Source organism: Paenibacillus sp. GL_099_B, from assembly GCF_057835695.1.
In genome coordinates this window covers 4,690,710-4,707,574 of record NZ_CM174430.1, presented here as the reverse complement: position 1 = coordinate 4,707,574, position 16,865 = coordinate 4,690,710, and the positions used below count along the sequence as shown (strand labels likewise).

Annotated in this window: 21 protein-coding genes; 18 read left to right on the top strand and 3 right to left on the bottom strand. The window is 47.5% G+C overall.

What is annotated here, in order from left to right; genetic code table 11:
- Positions 1 to 248: 248 nt before the first annotated feature.
- The gene (locus tag AC3ITG_RS21390) at positions 249 to 728 is read right to left on the bottom strand and encodes a DUF3102 domain-containing protein (RefSeq protein WP_489251302.1); all 480 of its coding nucleotides are present in this window, start codon (positions 726 to 728) and stop codon (positions 249 to 251) included.
- Positions 729 to 861: 133 nt separating this feature from the next.
- Between AC3ITG_RS21390 and AC3ITG_RS21385 the strand changes: the two genes are divergently transcribed.
- The 3 genes from AC3ITG_RS21385 (at position 862) to AC3ITG_RS21375 (ending at position 2,840) form a co-directional block, all read left to right on the top strand.
- Entirely contained in the window at positions 862 to 1,494 is a 633-nt protein-coding gene (locus AC3ITG_RS21385; RefSeq protein WP_489251301.1) for a hypothetical protein, read from the top strand.
- A gap of 50 nt (positions 1,495 to 1,544) precedes the next feature.
- Positions 1,545 to 2,105, top strand: coding sequence for a hypothetical protein (locus AC3ITG_RS21380; protein WP_489251300.1), 561 nt, complete (start codon positions 1,545 to 1,547; stop codon positions 2,103 to 2,105).
- Between the two features lie 348 nt (positions 2,106 to 2,453).
- Positions 2,454 to 2,840 carry a YhjD family protein gene (locus tag AC3ITG_RS21375; protein WP_489251299.1) on the top strand — a complete coding sequence of 129 codons (387 nt, stop codon included), beginning with the start codon at positions 2,454 to 2,456 and terminating at the stop codon, positions 2,838 to 2,840.
- 54 nt (positions 2,841 to 2,894) lie between these two features.
- Here the strand turns inward: AC3ITG_RS21375 and AC3ITG_RS21370 are convergent, their stop codons facing one another.
- Both AC3ITG_RS21370 and AC3ITG_RS21365 read right to left on the bottom strand, forming a co-directional pair.
- On the bottom strand, positions 2,895 to 4,019 hold the full coding sequence (locus tag AC3ITG_RS21370; protein WP_489251298.1) for a DUF4062 domain-containing protein: 1,125 nt from the start codon (positions 4,017 to 4,019) through the stop codon (positions 2,895 to 2,897).
- 75 nt (positions 4,020 to 4,094) lie between these two features.
- Positions 4,095 to 4,322 carry a helix-turn-helix domain-containing protein gene (locus AC3ITG_RS21365; protein WP_489251297.1) on the bottom strand — a complete coding sequence of 76 codons (228 nt, stop codon included), beginning with the start codon at positions 4,320 to 4,322 and terminating at the stop codon, positions 4,095 to 4,097.
- A 190-nt stretch (positions 4,323 to 4,512) separates the two neighbouring features.
- On the opposite strand from AC3ITG_RS21365, the gene AC3ITG_RS21360 reads away from it, so the two are divergent.
- The 15 genes from AC3ITG_RS21360 to AC3ITG_RS21290 all read left to right on the top strand — a co-directional run bounded on the left by AC3ITG_RS21360 (position 4,513) and on the right by AC3ITG_RS21290 (position 16,841).
- On the top strand, positions 4,513 to 4,815 hold the full coding sequence (locus tag AC3ITG_RS21360) for a hypothetical protein (protein ID WP_489251296.1): 303 nt from the start codon (positions 4,513 to 4,515) through the stop codon (positions 4,813 to 4,815).
- A 111-nt stretch (positions 4,816 to 4,926) separates the two neighbouring features.
- A complete protein-coding gene (locus tag AC3ITG_RS21355; RefSeq protein WP_489251295.1) occupies positions 4,927 to 5,139 on the top strand; it encodes a hypothetical protein in 213 nt (70 codons plus the stop codon).
- On the top strand, positions 5,139 to 5,519 hold the full coding sequence (locus AC3ITG_RS21350; protein ID WP_489251294.1) for a hypothetical protein: 381 nt from the start codon (positions 5,139 to 5,141) through the stop codon (positions 5,517 to 5,519). The genes AC3ITG_RS21355 and AC3ITG_RS21350 overlap by 1 nt, the downstream gene beginning before the upstream one ends.
- The gene (locus AC3ITG_RS21345; RefSeq protein WP_489251293.1) at positions 5,512 to 5,844 is read left to right on the top strand and encodes a hypothetical protein; all 333 of its coding nucleotides are present in this window, start codon (positions 5,512 to 5,514) and stop codon (positions 5,842 to 5,844) included. The genes AC3ITG_RS21350 and AC3ITG_RS21345 overlap by 8 nt, the downstream gene beginning before the upstream one ends.
- A gap of 162 nt (positions 5,845 to 6,006) precedes the next feature.
- Positions 6,007 to 6,342: a hypothetical protein gene (locus AC3ITG_RS21340; protein WP_489251292.1), complete on the top strand. Its 336-nt coding sequence runs from the start codon at positions 6,007 to 6,009 to the stop codon at positions 6,340 to 6,342.
- Positions 6,343 to 7,011: 669 nt separating this feature from the next.
- On the top strand, positions 7,012 to 7,521 hold the full coding sequence (locus AC3ITG_RS21335) for a hypothetical protein (RefSeq protein WP_489251291.1): 510 nt from the start codon (positions 7,012 to 7,014) through the stop codon (positions 7,519 to 7,521).
- Between the two features lie 245 nt (positions 7,522 to 7,766).
- A complete protein-coding gene (locus AC3ITG_RS21330) occupies positions 7,767 to 8,741 on the top strand; it encodes a BRO family protein (RefSeq protein ID WP_489251290.1) in 975 nt (324 codons plus the stop codon).
- 64 nt (positions 8,742 to 8,805) lie between these two features.
- Positions 8,806 to 9,801, top strand: a complete 996-nt coding sequence (locus tag AC3ITG_RS21325; RefSeq protein WP_489251289.1) for a hypothetical protein — start codon at positions 8,806 to 8,808, stop codon at positions 9,799 to 9,801.
- A gap of 320 nt (positions 9,802 to 10,121) precedes the next feature.
- Positions 10,122 to 10,622, top strand: a complete 501-nt coding sequence (locus tag AC3ITG_RS21320) for a hypothetical protein (RefSeq protein ID WP_489251288.1) — start codon at positions 10,122 to 10,124, stop codon at positions 10,620 to 10,622.
- On the top strand, positions 10,615 to 10,836 hold the full coding sequence (locus tag AC3ITG_RS21315) for a DUF5659 domain-containing protein (RefSeq protein ID WP_489251287.1): 222 nt from the start codon (positions 10,615 to 10,617) through the stop codon (positions 10,834 to 10,836). Before AC3ITG_RS21320 ends, AC3ITG_RS21315 begins: the two co-directional genes overlap by 8 nt.
- Positions 10,799 to 11,272, top strand: a complete 474-nt coding sequence (locus AC3ITG_RS21310) for a helix-turn-helix domain-containing protein (RefSeq protein ID WP_489251286.1) — start codon at positions 10,799 to 10,801, stop codon at positions 11,270 to 11,272. Before AC3ITG_RS21315 ends, AC3ITG_RS21310 begins: the two co-directional genes overlap by 38 nt.
- A 384-nt stretch (positions 11,273 to 11,656) precedes the next feature.
- Positions 11,657 to 12,043, top strand: coding sequence for a hypothetical protein (locus tag AC3ITG_RS21305; protein ID WP_489251285.1), 387 nt, complete (start codon positions 11,657 to 11,659; stop codon positions 12,041 to 12,043).
- Positions 12,044 to 12,782: 739 nt separating this feature from the next.
- Entirely contained in the window at positions 12,783 to 14,555 is a 1,773-nt protein-coding gene (gene terL, locus AC3ITG_RS21300) for a phage terminase large subunit (RefSeq protein ID WP_489251284.1), read from the top strand.
- Positions 14,518 to 16,020: a phage portal protein gene (locus AC3ITG_RS21295; RefSeq protein ID WP_489251283.1), complete on the top strand. Its 1,503-nt coding sequence runs from the start codon at positions 14,518 to 14,520 to the stop codon at positions 16,018 to 16,020. Before terL ends, AC3ITG_RS21295 begins: the two co-directional genes overlap by 38 nt.
- Positions 16,020 to 16,841 carry a phage minor capsid protein gene (locus tag AC3ITG_RS21290; protein WP_489251282.1) on the top strand — a complete coding sequence of 274 codons (822 nt, stop codon included), beginning with the start codon at positions 16,020 to 16,022 and terminating at the stop codon, positions 16,839 to 16,841. Before AC3ITG_RS21295 ends, AC3ITG_RS21290 begins: the two co-directional genes overlap by 1 nt.
- Positions 16,842 to 16,865 lie beyond the last annotated feature (24 nt).

The window sequence follows — 16,865 nt, the reverse complement described above, 5'->3', positions numbered from 1 at the left end:
AGCGGGGCGGAACATATTGTTTTATTCTTTGTTTCTGCCGCGCAATTCCATGTGTGATGCCCATCTATCCGTCACGATCACTTGTTATCGGGGCGTACGAAGTTATGAACGTAGTGAATAACTGAGTAAAAGATCTTAGATCTTTAAAGTCTTTAAAAGATCTTATATTATACACACGGCGGCGAGGAAGTCAATAGGGTGCGATAAATTAATTGCGCGGCATCCGAAATTGGTAACGTTAATTTGTACTATAATACATACTCGACTTGCGGCGGCTGATCGCGCATCGATTCGAGAGTATCGCGGACGGTTTCGTAGTCGGATTCCGCTTTTTCCCGCGCTTCCCTCTCCGCTTTGAGTGCGGCTTTAACTTCGCGCAGTTCGCGTACGGTCATTTCGTCTACCGTTTTGGTTTCGCCAGTTGACGGGATTGCGTGCGGCGAGGTGACGAACTCGTTGCGGTCGATTTCGGATGGGAGCGAAAGCATTTCGAATATTTTTCCGACATCGAAATGGTACGACGTCGTACCAAACTGTTCGTAAGATTGGATAGCGCGTGTAGAGGTTTGCCGCGTAAACTCAACATGACCCTCAAGCCATCGTATCCATCCGCCGGCATCTTCGCGTTGTTGTGCGAGCTTCCGTTCCTCCGCAGTCTTCCCATCAATCTTAGCGTCGCGTACCGATTTGAGACGCTTGCCAATTTCGAATATCGCTTCGCCGGCCACACGTTTGTACGCGTTGATTTCTGCGGTTAGTATAGGGAGATCGGATGAGAGCGAGGTTCATTCACTGTCTTTTTGAAAGGAAAAAGGCTCTTAGTGTCGAATAATAGATAAATAGGATGAAGGAGGGGAATTTATGGGCAATTATGGCATATCAAGGGTTTCTGCTAGAGGTTGGGTGGATATTAGCGAGCAGAAACTTCGTAATCAGCTTACCACGAAAAGAGTTATCGTTGAATCGTTAGATGAAGAAGGCAATGTTATCTCGAAAAGTGAGCTTTCTTCAGTCGATACAGATGTTGTTGTTGCAGCGCTATACGCAAAGTACGGAGCGAGATGGATAATTGAAGAATCTTATCCAGGGGTATTCCGAGAGGATGAGCTAAAAACAGTAGTAGATTTAATTGAATTAGAATACTCGGTAGTTCCCACGCAAGAAGATATTATTTCGGTAAAAGAATTATTCGATAATTATGGCTATACAAGGATAAAGATGGCTTTAGATATGAGCATGAGTGGCCAGTTTGGTGGGCAATGTTTTTATGTTACGCCTCAAAGCCCCTATTTCAGCAAAAGATTTGATTTTAGAAACGCGCTAGAATTTCTTGCTAATCGAAAAAGGTTCTATTATGCCGTCAATTCGGAAGGTGAGAGAAGGTACGATTTTGTTGATGAGCCGACTAAAAAACAAGTTACATATCAAAAAAGTAAGAATGGGAATGCCACAGTTTTTCTTGATTTAGACAACGGGAAAGAATACAACATTTAAATTTGCTAATCTTACACTAAAAAAATGTGTTGAGTCTGAGGGAGAGTTGTATGATGAATGATAATTCTGAAATTAATGCTACAGTTGCAAATCGAAGCTATATGGCTGAGATGCATAATGACGGGTTGTATTTTTTGGAACAAGCTAGGGAGGCAACAGATGAGTTTGTAAAAAGAAGGTTCCTTAGAGCGTCGATTATATATTTCTGCTCATCAGTAGAAGCAACTATGTCTAAGATAGTATTTGATAAAATTTCGATTTCCGAGTTTGAGCCTGGACATAGGTACAATACATTGAAAGCGAGGCTCAGTGACCCAAACGCTACTCCACCAGGGTTCTTTAAATCAATTGATGGAAAAATAGAGGTTGTCGAAGATTTATTTGAATCAATGATCCCGCAAACAATTAAGGATGACTACAAAAACTTAACGTTATTACGAAATAAAATCATTCACTTTTCTGTCTCATATTCAGATGAGTTGTATGCTACCGATGAGGTTGAGAGGGTCGCTTATGATGCTCCAGAAGTAGTGGATGAAATCCTTAGTGTATTGTTCGGATACCTCAATCTGTTTAACGGATTTCCCAAAAATCGATCTTCAAATTATTAAACTTAGGAGCGCTGAGTTGGCCCTTCAATGAGATGGTGAGTGAGCAGGGTAATTCCTTCCTACTCAGTAGTTAATAAAAAAAAGCCTCTTATGTTTCGCAAACGCCTGCAGCGGATATCATTTCCGTTCGCGGGCTTTTTTGTCGTTTATGAGGTACGTCCAATTTTGGACACACCCCTGAACCATTCGTTCACTCAGCAACTTTGCGCAATCTAAAACGGACGACGTCGTCCGTTATCAACGCGCTTGTATAATCCGCCACTCCCGCGTTATACTAAGAACAAACGTTCCGCTCTCGCGGATTCAAACGCACTATAACGGAGGAGAAAGCGAGGTGCCTCCCCGCACATGATCGACATTACGCCGGAAGACCGCGCGCTCATCAAATCGCATATTATACTGCCGCGTGTCCTCACCGCATTCGAACGAGATATCGCGCTCATCAACACGACGCTCAAGACGCCCGGCCCGTACGTCGACGTCATTGCGGAAGCTCAGCGCAAGGTCACCGCAGACATTTACGAGATCCGCAAGCAATTCCGTCAGCGCGGCATTAAAGTCTACGAAGAGGTAACGGACGATGACGGAGTGACAGCGCGCTATAAATGCCGGGGCTATGAATCGGAGATGAGGCTGCGGTGGTCATCGATGGCTCCGCAGGCGGCGGTTGTGATGCGGAAGTATCTCGGACTGAATGAGGGAACGCGCCCGTTTGTAACGGTTCCTCCGAAGTAAACAGAGAAAAGACGCAGCTTGGAATTGACTGCGTCTAAACTATTATCGGATAAGTTATTTTTTTGGTGATGACACCAATTTAAGTCCCAGTTTTTCTTCGAAGGTACTGATTACATTTTCATCCCATAGCTCTATCCTAAACATTTCTTTATCAGTAATTTCTTCAATTTTTAATGCATTAGCTATGAAGGTATCGCATATCTCTTCTATCTCTGGATGTTCACCGGCTATAGCCAATACAAAGCGGAAGGGAACCCCCTCAGCATGTTTATACTTACGTATCAGGATACGGATTCTAGCTAATGTGGCGTCCAGCTCATCTAGCTCGATTTCATTTACTATCAAGAATTTGTCGTACGTCCCGTCTATGTCTAGAATATAGTAAGGATCAAATTCCGAGGGATACTCTAATTCTATTTCCTCTAAATTTCCTTTTTCGTCGACATTCTCCCAACTTAATCCGTCTCTTCTCGTAATATATTTCGCTTCCAATAGTCCGAGAATATTTTCTAGTCGCTCAGAGATATCGGCAGGAGCGTGTAATTCTTTCTCCTTTTTCTGGAATTCCATAGTCAGTTTTTGAAGTCGCTCATTCTCCAACTTGGCTTTCTTAAGTTGTTTGGTTAATTCTAATACCGAGGCTGCCAGGTCTTGTGAGTTAGTTGTATTTTTCCCAGAAATCCAACCGTCAAGATTTGGATCTTTAGACAATTCACTCAATGTTTGCATGATAGTAAGTTGTATATCCTTGGTATCATCAAAAAATCTAGAGATCTTATTCAGTACCTGTTTCTTAAACTCGCGATACTTTCCTACGTTTTCTAGTTCCATGACAGAAGGGCCAAATGTTTTAACCTTAGAGTCCAACAATGACTGAGACATGACTATTGAAAAGCGAGGTTTCCCCAGTTCACCGGCTAAGTCGTATTCCCAATGGGTATAACTATTTCCGCTAGTTTCCTCAATGGTTCCATACCTTCCTCCGAGTATTAACAAATATACATCAGATTCCTCGATCCATTTTCTTATTGTATCCTTCTGTGACTGATCTCCAGAGCGAAATAATTCCATCCCAGCCGGTATGTGCGAAGCTTTTAGAATAGCTTCAACCGCGGCTTGTCTTTCCTCTTCCAAATCGGTGAAAGTAGATGAAACAAAAACTTGTAGTTTCTTTGTCATTTGGACTCTCCTTATGTATTGGATTTTACTTATAAACTAAAAAGGACCTCCAACTATCAAAGGGTCCTCTATAGATTATTTCTCAATATCGCGATCTCTATCGGTTATATATTCGATTAAGTCGCCAGGTAGCACGCCTAACTTTTCGCATAAGGTATTGAGCGTTGGGAAATCTATCCGCGCGTTGGCGTTCAACGCGAGCGCCTTTACAGTATTGCGATTTATGCCGGTAATTTGAACGACATCTTTCTGTTCAAGTCCGCGTTCCTTCATTATCTTATCAAGCGAGAACCGGATAGCCACAAAAATTCCTCCAAAAATAATGTAGTAAACTAGTTGACAAGATAACAACACGGATGTATAGTTGTAATCAAGTAAACTAGTTGACAAGATAACCTGTTAACATCTTATACGCATATCGTAACAAAAGGTTTCATCATTATCAAGCAACATCGTACCGGTCTGCATAAAATCCCGCAAGGAGGAATGAATTATGTCTAACATTACTGTAGTCACCAAGGTCGACGACTTTGACGGACCATTCCGTATTGAGTACGCCGGCACACTTATAGATGATAACCACGCGATTTACATTGACCCTGATTACAATATCGCAGTTATGGAGAGGGTCGATTTCGATGGGACAGAGTACGTTACGTCATACGGCGAACCTACTATTTTCGACCTGACGGTTGAGGACTTGAACTTCATTGATAACATCCGCAATATGAGCGCGATAGAACTACTAACTAAATTTATCCGTAAAGGGGATACGCAACATGCAACTAACCGTTAATAATACGAAAACTACACCTAACAACATTGAATCGAGTAAATATGGCCGAAACTTCATCCGTATGCTCAAGTTCGTCTATGCTCTTGTTCTTATCGCGAGAGAGGTACTAACATGAGCCGCCGCCCTGTACACCTTTACCGTTGCGTCGTCAATTTCACGCAATCAAACCGCATGTTTTACGTTAACAGCGTCCGCCAGCTCTCAGACGTAGAGGTTCGTTTCCGCGCAGTTGAGAAGGGCGTCAGTAACGCCAATGTTTCCGGGCTTAGCGTAACAGCGGCCGACATCGTAGACATCGACTTCGTTTATCGCGGGGTGATGTGATGAGCGCGCAAGACCGTTTCGAGTTAGCATCCGTTGCGATCGGGCCATTTGACAGTGATGACGAATTTTATGATTACGCAGGATGTGCACTGAACGAACGTTACATGTTCTTCTTCGATGCAGGCGCGCTATGGGTTCGCTCAGTTCACCGAGATCCGGAGCAACCGCGCCAGTACATAGACGGAGAAAGCGGAGGTATGGCGATCGGCCTTGAAGCACGCGGCGACATAATGGATATCACGGCTCAACTCGTAGCTAGACTGCGCGGCATGGATGCGCTCGATTTCCTGACGCAAATATTACTGTTCACGCCTGGACGCGGTGATTTTAACCTGCAGCTTGATGGGCTCATTACGGATAGGAGGGAGCCGCGTGGATAAAGTGTTCATCTTACACGTATGGGAAGAGAAGGCGGAGGACCACACAATAACTCCGGCCTGGCTCGTAAATAACAACACCGCAATTTACCTATCGAGCTGCACCGTATTTCTGGTCCGCGTCATCCCGATCAGACTCGGTTACCTAACGCGCTATTACGTTGAGGATACGGCCACATGCGGCATTCACCTCGCGCAGAACGTCGATGGCGATCCGGAATTAATCGTAACGAGGATTATCGAAAAGCTCCGAAGTCGGACCGCGCTTGATTGGCTGGCGGATGATGTACTCGGAGGAATGACGGGATTGTTCGAATTTCAAGTATAACCGCCTGATGAGCGCCTGTCTTAGCGGAGCAGGACGAAACCTACGGGCCCAGGTCCGGACGGTCGCGGTCATCCGCATGTATCACGTAACAACGTACTGTAACGATATTTATTTGCTTTCTAACTAATAGTCACGCGGACTAAAAACGCTAGGAGGTTATTCATGGCACAAACGACACCGTATCCAACTTGCACGGTAAACCACATCATTATCCCCGAAGATCCTTACACGTTTCCCGCAATCCTCGCTACACCTGACACTGCCGTTCTTTATGATCCTGAAAGACCTGGTTTCGTAGAAATAGCCCGCGTCAAGCCGACGCAGGCACCAAACGTATACCTTTGCAATGACGCTACAATCGTCTTTCAGTGGACCGAAACTCCCGCCGAATTTGTTGATAAAATCCGCAATATGAGCGCCTTCGAATATATGGCCCATGTGTTCTATAAATCTTACGATGTCCCGCCCGTCATGCCGTCACCTTCTGCGGTAGCTTAATGACGCGCTATGTCTGTGGTAAACGCATCGACAAACGTCTCTACGTCCGTACAGCGGGCGGTAATTGGATTGATATACGACTACTAATCGCTTGATTTCTTATGTCCGTATCATCAGCGCTAACTGATGAATCGCTATGCGGACGTTTAACACTGAGTAACGCCAATTGCTCGGTACATTTCGCCGGTCTAGCGCCAACTATTCCGGCTTTCCTTAGAATATCCCGCGGCACGGAGGCGGCAACCTTCGTTCAGGCAGCGCGTTCACATATATCGAGTGTAAGCGGGAACTTACGCTCTGAATCACTTTTACAATGACGGAGGGAGCGGCGATTGGCTATCGTGTGGCGCGCTCTTTTCCGTTGTTATATCCAGTAATACGCAAGGTAACGGACAAGGTTTCGTTTTTGAGTAAAAAAGATTTACGGAGGTAATTCAACATATGAGCAGCGGAATTGTACGCGTATCGAAGAGGGACAGCGGTTATATGATTGTGGATCCGTATTTTCTCTCGGACAGGAGACTGTCCTGGAAGGCGAAAGGGCTGCTTTCGTATTTGCTGTCTAAGCCGTCTAATTGGCGCGTATACGTGAGCGACTTGGTAAAACGGTCTAAGGACGGCAAGGACGCGGTATACTCGGCCTTACGTGAATTAGAGGGGTCAGGGTACGTGGATAGGACTCGCGTAAGGGACGAAGAGACGCAGCGGATCACTGGCGTAGAAACCGTTGTATATGAGCGGCCTATTACGACAGATGAGCCGTCGGATATTCCACAAACGGAAATTCCCGATATGGCTAACTCGGATAGGGATAATCCGCCCCAAGTAATTAATGATTTAAGTAATTATGATTCTAAGAAGAAAGAAGTAGAGAGCACGGAGGAAATTTTACAAACGTTGTCTCAAACACTTCGAAAGATCCCGCTAAACGATACGGCTACACTTTACGATCACCACTTCGAAGATATTTACGCGATGCTAAGCAGGAGGGTAGGCGATGATATTCGGTGCAGCACGATAAAGGCGGCAGGTGAACGATACTTCTTCCGCGTAGTTGATTTGCAGACGGGATTACCGAATCCGGAGCTATACAGTCCGATCGGGATGTTTTACGAAGCGTACAAGGAGGCAGAAGCGGAGAGGAAGGCGCGAGAGTTTAGAGAAGGTAAACCCTATTAGAAAAAAAACAAAAAAAAAATAGACAAACCTCTTGCATAGCTGAAAAAGTGTGCTATACTGAGACTTAGACTCTATTTTTGTCTAAAAATATTACAATCATATCACCTTACACTAATAGTGTACCGCGTATCTAACCTAAAGTCAACCCCTGACGCGAAATTAGGCAATATCCAATAATATCGGCCTCGCGCCGTTAACATATAGCACTACGTTAACACCAAACTAAACGAATGGGAGAGATGTACATGTTAGCTAACCAACCGAAGGTATTCGATCACGAGATGTTTGGAAGCATCCAGATTGTCACTATCGAAGGTAAAGAAATGTTCGGAGCTACTCAGGTTGCCTTGGCGCTCGGGTACTCAAATCCCCATGATGCCATTGCAAGACACTGCAATAAAGATGGGGTCGTGATTCACGAGGTCATCGACGCTCTTGGCAGAACACAGCAAATGAAATTCATTTCTGAGGGGAACGTGTATCGTCTCATTGCTCGATCCAAACTTCCCGGCGCGGAAACGTTTGAGAAATGGGTTTTCGATCAGATACTTCCGTCCATCCGAGAAAATGGAATGTACGCTACAGACTCGCTACTAGACGATCCGGAATTGTTACTTAAAGCGGTAACCAAGCTCGCGGAAGAACGGAGAGCACGCGTGGAGGCCGAACAGAGGGCCGCACTCCTGCAGACGGAGACAGAAATTCAAGCGGAAATAATCGAAGATCAAGCGGAAGAGCTCGTTTATCTTGATGAAGTCATCCGTCCGGACGGAACGCTGACCGTGCTGCAGATCGCGGGCGACTATAGTATGTCCGCGCAACGATTGAACAGCATTCTAAGTGGCGAGAGAGTTCAGAGGAAGTCTCGAAAACAGTGGGTGCTATACGAAACATACAAAAAGAAGGAGGTAAAGGGCGAGCGTATCGTTAGGTCAGTGACGAGTCCTTATACGAACCCGAAAACAGGCCTTAAAGAAACGGCGACTAAAACGGAGTGGACGCAGGCAGGCCGCATGTTCATTCATGAGTTTCTGCTCGAACGGGGATATATCCGGGAGACGAACGCAGGCTACGTAGACACACGGAAGCTGCCGCCATCCCAAACCGCCCAGCAACGGAAGCCTGCGGAGGTAATTGAGTTTCCGCGCCAAACCGCACAGAGCTCATATAAACCTTGGACTCCGAAACTAACGCTCGATCTTCGTCCAGAAGCGCAGTAATCCACATTCAAGGCCGTACTTTTATCGTGCGGCCCCGTTTTTCCTACTATAAAGGAGGCGCAATATGAAGCTAAAAGACGGAATCGCAGCGTATCAGCAAAACGGAGACCTCACGATCGTCACCCGCATTATGGAGGACGCGGACGAAACGGATTTCCTCGGCAATCCAACGCGCCGTTACAGATTCGTAGAGGGAAACGATATCTCCATAGATCTCGCGCATCCTCACCAATATATAGCGTACCGAATACGTGCGATCCGTGAAAAGGCGGTTAAGCATGCTTGGTATGTTCGTGATCCCATCCGCTGGGCATATGACGAGCTCAACCGGCAGCTTTCGATTTTACACATAGATATGGGCGTTAGAATACCGTTCGAACCAGTAGACTGGGAGAAACACATCTACAAATACGACATTAATCCGGAGCTACTGGAATGGCTGCGTAAATCAGACGATGAGATCACGCGGTCATACCACGAGCTCGGAACGGTTGCGAATTACCGTCTGTATCGCGGTGTATTGTCGCTGATTGAGCCGACAGAGGAGGCCGCTCGCCGCGAAGAGTCGCAGATCAGATCCGAAGTGATGGTCGATATGGAGGCGGCGCTAAAACATGTTCTTCAATATGTAGACGTCACGCGTTCGGAACTTGAGATTATCAAATACGTCAATCTATCGCTCATGACTCGTTATTATGACGCGCAGGCCAAGAGGAATGGGTTACGTAGACTTCGGAAAGGTGGCGCGGATCGAATGGTACAACCCAATTTTATGACTCCGCTCGGAACAGTTCTAGGCGCAGAGGTTGCGGAAGAGACCGTATGGCAACGGGTAGGCGGATGCCAGGCTGATTTCTTGCGTAAACTGGTCGAAGCTGCGGAAAAGGATATGATTGCGGGCGAGATGACAAAGTACGGATTGACGAAAGATAGTTGTTACGTGATGACCGGCGAGCGGGCTAAAGAGATTAGTGGACTATCTTACGATGCTGCGAGAAGGAGACTAACGCGGATTAGAAAAAAAGTTTACACTCGGAGTCCATTAAGTGTCGCGCGTTGACGGTATATTTAGAACTTATACAGGGGAAGTAAACGGAATATCCCATTATTATTTTACATCATAATTTCACTCAAGTAAAGCTAAGCTAATGCCGCGCTTTCAGAGGCGGTATACCCTTTGGGTAAATATTTTCCCATTAAAACGTCAACTTTTACCTGAGTTCGCGGGCAATAAGGGGAAAGTATTTTTACAAACGACCCTATATTTTTCGCTATTTTGTGGCTATACGTTATGAGGAAGTAAATCCCGTCAGGGGAACGAACGATGCGGGTATACTCCGCACGCCCTTACGTTAATCCAACGTTAAGGAGATGGCACTTATGGCCGATGTCAGACGATTGTGGATGCACATTGAGTTTTATGTTAAGAAACGCGTAGATTTCAAAACACTGGACCGGTTGAGTCCGGAAAGCTACGAGAAGTTTCTCACAAGAGCAGCGATCGAGGTATCGCGCGAAACGTTTCCCGCTAAAGTTTTCGGTATTTCACGTGACGAACTACGCGAGATGGTTCGCGATGTTATCGTGGATATTAGAGCGGAAAAGCGAGTTCGCCCCGCGGCGGATAAAGTTTATTCTTACATTAATAGCATCGGAGAGACGATCGTAGTATACGCGAAGACTAAGAAGGAAGCCGGCGAGCTTATGGCGCTAGCATCGTACGTAAATCCCCTTTACTGGGGTCAAAAGAAGACGATCAAACGTATAATGCAGGTCTCCGAAAGCGGCCGGGCCGAGTTGGATAACGGAGAATTTCGCCAGATCCCACACAGCGGACAATTCATAAATCTTTACGGGCATGGAGGTGTAGCGAGTGCATAACGATTTCGTAGTGATATCGCAACGTGTCGCGGGCCACTTGATGATGCGCGGCTTCGTCCTGAAAAGGCTAGGCCAAAATCGCAAGTATCCGGAACGGAACGTGTTTATCTTTAATAATACGGAATCTCTTCGCCAAGCGATCACGGAATACACCACAACAAATGGAGGACAAACAAATGACAACGGAGCAGAGAAGCGGGCGGAAGCCGTTTGAACCTACGCGAGATTTCACGATTGTACCTAACTCAATATTTCGACTGTACACGCGTCTGCCGGACTTCAAAGCGGAGCACGCGCTTCTCTATGCGTACCTCTGCTCCCAGTACAACGTAGACTACGGTTACGCATTTCCGTCATCTGAGGACATAGCGGTTGCTCTCAACTGCAGCGAGCGTACTGTTACGAAGGTGAAGGCGGTCCTTGCTGAACGGGAATTGGTCGAGATAGCGCGCCATCCCACGCACGGTAATGACGTGTATATCGTTAAGTCTGCGATAACGGAAGAGGATACGTTCTTTGAGCGGTTCCCCGAAGCGAGAGAGCACGTAGAGACGAGACAGAAAGCGACCAGCCAGCGGAGAGAAGCGAGTGCATTACGCAAGCGACTATTCGAAGAGCGGATACGTAACGGAAAAAGTTGCGGTTCGTAACGGAAATAATTGCGGATCGGTATCGGCAAATATTGCGTTGTATATATACTTACGGTATTAAGACTTACCAATACAGATTTATAAAACATTACCGCTTCGGTTGATTTTGCTTCGCAAACTAAACCTCGCGGGGCGGATAGGATTGTATACCTTTATGCGCGTTATTAATTCAATAAGATACAAAGTACTGACAAGCAGGTGCGATCATCGAAAGATGTGAGCGCGAGGGCGGAAGCCTGAGCTTGTCTTTTTGTTTGTGCTTATACATGAAGATAACTCGAAGAAGAGGCTCATGTAGGCAATATCAAAAGAATAGCGCGGTATCTCTTACGCCTTGCCTGAGCGTAGGAGGCACGTACTATTCACGTAAAGGAGACGGTACGTATGGCACTTAAACGCCTAGAGACGCATCACCTTATCGCGTTGAGTTATATCGCGCAACCTAAACGCGCAGGTCTTACGATGGAGCAGATCGCAACAGAAGCCGGAGTTAGCCGCCAGGCGCTGTATGACTGGATGAAAGACCCGTTGTTTGAACGCGAATTAAAGAAACAGATCACACGTAATGTACTCGATCGGATACCGGCAGTGACTGACGCGATGGCGCAAGCAGCTATCGAAGACAGGAACGCAGCAGCCGCAAAGTTGTTACTCACTATGACGGAGATGCTTACGGAGAAGATCGACGTTACCAAGACGGATGCTACTACGCTTGACCGCGAAGAGCTGGACCGTAAGCTTGCGGAGTATCAAGCAAGACGCGGAGTGTAAAGCGGATAGATGGCGTGTGTTTGGCGCGTCATTATATGAAGGAACGCGATGGAGTGCGTATGTACTGCGGTTGACAAGACGTCAATTACATCTACTGCGACCTCCTGGCGCGTGACCCTTCGGAAATTTTCGTTTTGCCTTCACAATTCACCACGTCACCGTAACGCAGGTTATTCACTCCTCAGTGAATGACGCTGCATAACCACCGTATAAGTACTGCCAGACCATACGGGAAATGACCGTATATCCTTCCAGTTGCTAACGGGCATAATCCGCATAGCACCGCGGGTTGTACGCGTTAATAACTGGAAGTGTATATGCGATGTATAAGGCGCGTTTATGCAGCGGAAATAGACGTAGGCGGGGCGCGGGTTTGCGGAGCGGACTATTGCACCGTATACGGGATTTTGTGCACATGTCCGTGCATATCCGTGATTAAACGGGATCGTTACGATTATGCAGTGCGGATGAATAAACGGAGTGGTTGCGGAAGGGTCAGCGAATGAGAGGGCGGCCCACCCCCCTCGACCCCTCAGCGCCGCCGCAACTGGTGCCGGAAAAATCCGCGGAGAAAAATTAACTTTGGACTTTACGCAAGCAGGCTATCGGAATGTTCCCGTAGTTTTACCGTGGTTTTAGCGTGCATTTAGCGCTTTTAACCAAGCCCGAGTGTATTCGGTAGGGTCACGCAACAACAGCGTTATTCCACGCTGAATATTAGCGAAGAGGAGGCGGAGTCATGGCGTGGGTAAACGATCGGTGGGTCGATAGAGATGAGCGCGAACAGATTATCGATAGATTAGACGCGTTAATTCACGCGATGACTGCGGAAGGTGTTCCGGAGTTGCTTACGAGTGAAGAAGAAGCAGAACTGGCGCAGTACCTCGACGAATCTAAGCGATTGTCGCGTATTCATAGAGCGGAAGCTGACCTCTTATACTTCGCGCTCGAGTACTTCTCGGAGGTACATAATCCAGGCAACGCGGGTAACTGGGACGGATTCGACGTCGAAAGTGTCGATGATTCACCGTCATTTCACCGTGAAATCTGCGAGACAATGGACGATGTATCAATGCGGGAGATAAATGCTAAGGTTGTTCGTGCGGCGCCTCGTTCTCACGCAAAATCATCGTACTTATCAAAGGCGTTCCCACTACGCGAGATCGCGTATAGACACCGTAAGTACATCATCAATATATCGGAAACACCTGCGGTATCTACCGGTAACCTTGAGTGGATTGCGAATCAGCTCAAAAGCAACGCGAAACTACGGGCCGACTTCGGTCCTCTACTCAATCCGAAACAACAGATGAACCCGAAAGATAACTCTTCGGAGTTTGTTGCGTGGGAGCCTACCGCGGACGGCGGACAGCGTCAGTTAACAAAGATGGAGGCGGCATCCAGTAACCAGGCATTGCGCGGACGTAACTGGGAAGGTGTCCGGCCGGATCTGATAATCTGCGATGACCTGGAAGATATACGATCTAACGCGGCCACTCCGGAACTGCGGCAGAAGATGCGCGACTGGTTCTCACAAACGGTTGTACCGCTAGGAGATCCGAAAGGTAAGCGGACGGCTTTCGTATATATGGGAACGGTTGTACACGCGGAGTCGCTGTTACGAACGGTTATGAAGCGGTCTGACTTTAACTCGAAGCTATACAAAGCGTTGATTGAAGACCCGGAGCATACGGAACTATGGGAAAAATGTCGCGCAATATATCTGAATCCTGACGTTGAGGATCGTGTTAAATCAGCGCGGGCCTTCTACGAAGCAAACCGAGAGGAAATGGACAGAGGAGCGGTCGTACTTTGGCCGGAAGTTCAGCCATTGTGGGCATTGATGACGTGGAAATGGGCCAACGGATCCAAAGCGTTTAATACGGAATATCAGAATACGCCGATTGATGAAGAATCGATGATATTTAACCCGGAATTATTCCGGTATTACGATGAATCTGACCTTATTGATACATTCGGCCGAGAACTTCCGCTTGATTATTACGCCTTCTGGGACATTGCGCAGGGCAAAAGCTCGCGTTCCGACTATAACGCGATCGTAACGGTCGGAATAGACCGGAACACTCGTGTAATGTATGTAATTGATGCATGGGCGAGGAAATGCGCAGCTCATATAGCGTTGGAGCAGGCGGTTGAGATTATCAAACGCTACGGACATAAGGCTTTTGCGGTCGAGACGGTCGGCGCACAGCACGATATGTATCGGCAATTGAGCGAAAGGTTACGCAAGGAGCGCATCGGAAGCGTACGTCTTAAGGCGGTTGTGTCTCGTACAAAGAAAGAAATACGCATTGAATCATTGGAGCCGCTTATCGAGAGCGGTTTTTTGCGTTTCAACAAATCGCATAGGTTATTACATGAGCAGATGGAGCAGTTTCCCTCGGGAACTCACGACGATTTACCGGATTCCCTTGCCGGCGCGGTTGAGGCTGCGGGAGGCGGCATAGGAAGACGTGGTAGAACATGGAGTAAAAAACCAAAAGGTCTATAAAGGAGGCGTCGCATTGTTTGAGGTTGGTAAGATGTATCCGCCAAAAGAACACAAGGAACGGGTAGACCGATACCGGGAAAACGCGGAGCTTGTCAGATGTAACGCTAATTTGATAAAGAGGCTGAGCGAAGAAATAGAAGTTGAGCCGAAACGCTATATCTACGCTAATTACGCGGGGCTGATATGCAAGAAAGCTGCCGATTTGCTATTCGGAGACTCACCGATTTATAGCGCGGGAGAAGAGGCTTCCACAGAGCAAACCGCGCTGGACCGGATAGTCAAAGACAATACGCTTAATACGACAAACTACGAAATGGCTCACGGAAATGCTTATCGCGGGGACTCGTTTTATAAGATCAAATGGGCGCAAGAATATCGCGGAATCTTACCGGAGTCACAAGATCCTTACCGCGCCGTAATTGAATCACAGAATGCAGCCTACGTTTTTCCCGAAACAGTGCCCGGTAATGCTAAAAAAGTCGCGGCATACCACATAGCCGTTCCGATTGCCTTTCCCGAAGAAGGACGAATTCGATGGGAGCTACATGTTGAAACGCATGTTCCGGGAGAGATTACGTTTTCCAAGTTCGAAATGACCGCTCTGACTACGCGAAATGATGAAGTTACTTCTTGGACTATTACTGAGGAGTTGGAAGGCGTTGAGGCTCCGCTGAAAACCGGGGTGCCCGCGCCTCTTATCGTACACGTCCCGAATTTCTCTTTCGATGATACATGGAGCGGATTGGACGATATAAGCGAGCATAAGGCTCTGTTCCGTGAGATTAACAATCGGTTGACTCAAATTGCATCAATCTTGGATAAGCACGCGGACCCAATATTAACTGTTCCGTCAGGCGTTTTGGAAGACGGTCCGGATGGGGTGCCTCAACAAAGAGCCGCATACGCTAAAGTTTTCGAAGTTGTAGATTCTGGTTCCGTTGTTCCTCAATATGTTACCTGGGACGGCCAACTTGAGTCAGCATTTAAGGAACTAGATAAGCTCATAGACACGCTCCTCACTACATCAGAGCTCCCACCTATTGCGTTAGGTAAAGAAAATGCAGGCACTAGCGGCGCGACAGGACTCGCCGTCAAGTATCGCATGAACCCTTTACTTTCTAAGATAGCGCGTAAACGACAGTACTTTGATAAGGCACTCACAGAGGCGCTTTTTATCGCGCAACTCCTTGAACAAGCACAATCGAATGGTGACGTAGGCTACACCCCAACAAAACCGCACATTATTTTCTCTGACGGACTGCCTACAGATGACCGCGAGCAGGCCGAAATAGCGCAAATACGTACCGGAGGCAAACCGACTATGTCCGTACGTGATGCTGTTAAACGCCTTGACGGGCTGACCGACGAACAGGCGGAGCAGGCGATGAGCCGCATCGACGACGACGATAAACGTATTAACGGAACGGTCGACGGATCGATATTTAATAACGAGGTCGTCGTATAATGGCGATCCTACCCGACCCGAATTACGACCGCGATATCAACCGTTTAGTCGATGCCTATAAACGCGGAATCCTCGCAATCGCAACGGAGTTATCCCGCTTAGATGTATCCGACATATCACGCGCACATGCAAAGGCCGCTCTCGCTGAGATTGCGGCTGTTTTGCGTGATCTGAACGCGGAGTCGGCCGCCTGGGTTACGGAGTATATTCCGAAATCAGCAACGGATGGGGTAGCGCGGGCAATCGTTGAACTTGGCGTCGCGAGTACGTTGGCAGACGCGGAGAAGGTCGTTAAATTTAACCGGATCAACCGCGAGCTTGTTGCGTCGGCAATCGCGGATACTCAGGCGGATCTGCTTGCGGTTACGCAAAACATCGACCGACGAGTTCGCCAAGCCGTCCGCCAAGCGACTGCGGAGTCCTTCCGCGCTAACATGGCATCGGGAATTAACGGGCGCCGTACGATTAACGCGGACATCCTCGCAGGAATCCGCAAGACACTCGGCCAGGCGACAGACACCGGTATTATTGACGCGGCAGGCCGGCGCTGGAAACCGGAAGTATACGTCGATACCGTAACAAGAACGAAGCTTAACTCCGCGCACCGAGACGCAACGATAAACGAGGCTCTCGGACGTGGCGCTTTTTACGCCAGGATATCAAGTCATGGCGCGAAAGACGACTGTCGCAACTGGGAAGGCCGCATTGTCAAATTAACACCGGATGCTCCCGGAGATTATCCGTATGTAGGCGATCTACCTCGACGAGAAATATTCCACCCACGCTGCCGTCACGTACTGTCTCCGGTAAGAAACCCTTAAACGATATGTCCGAACGTACAAGAC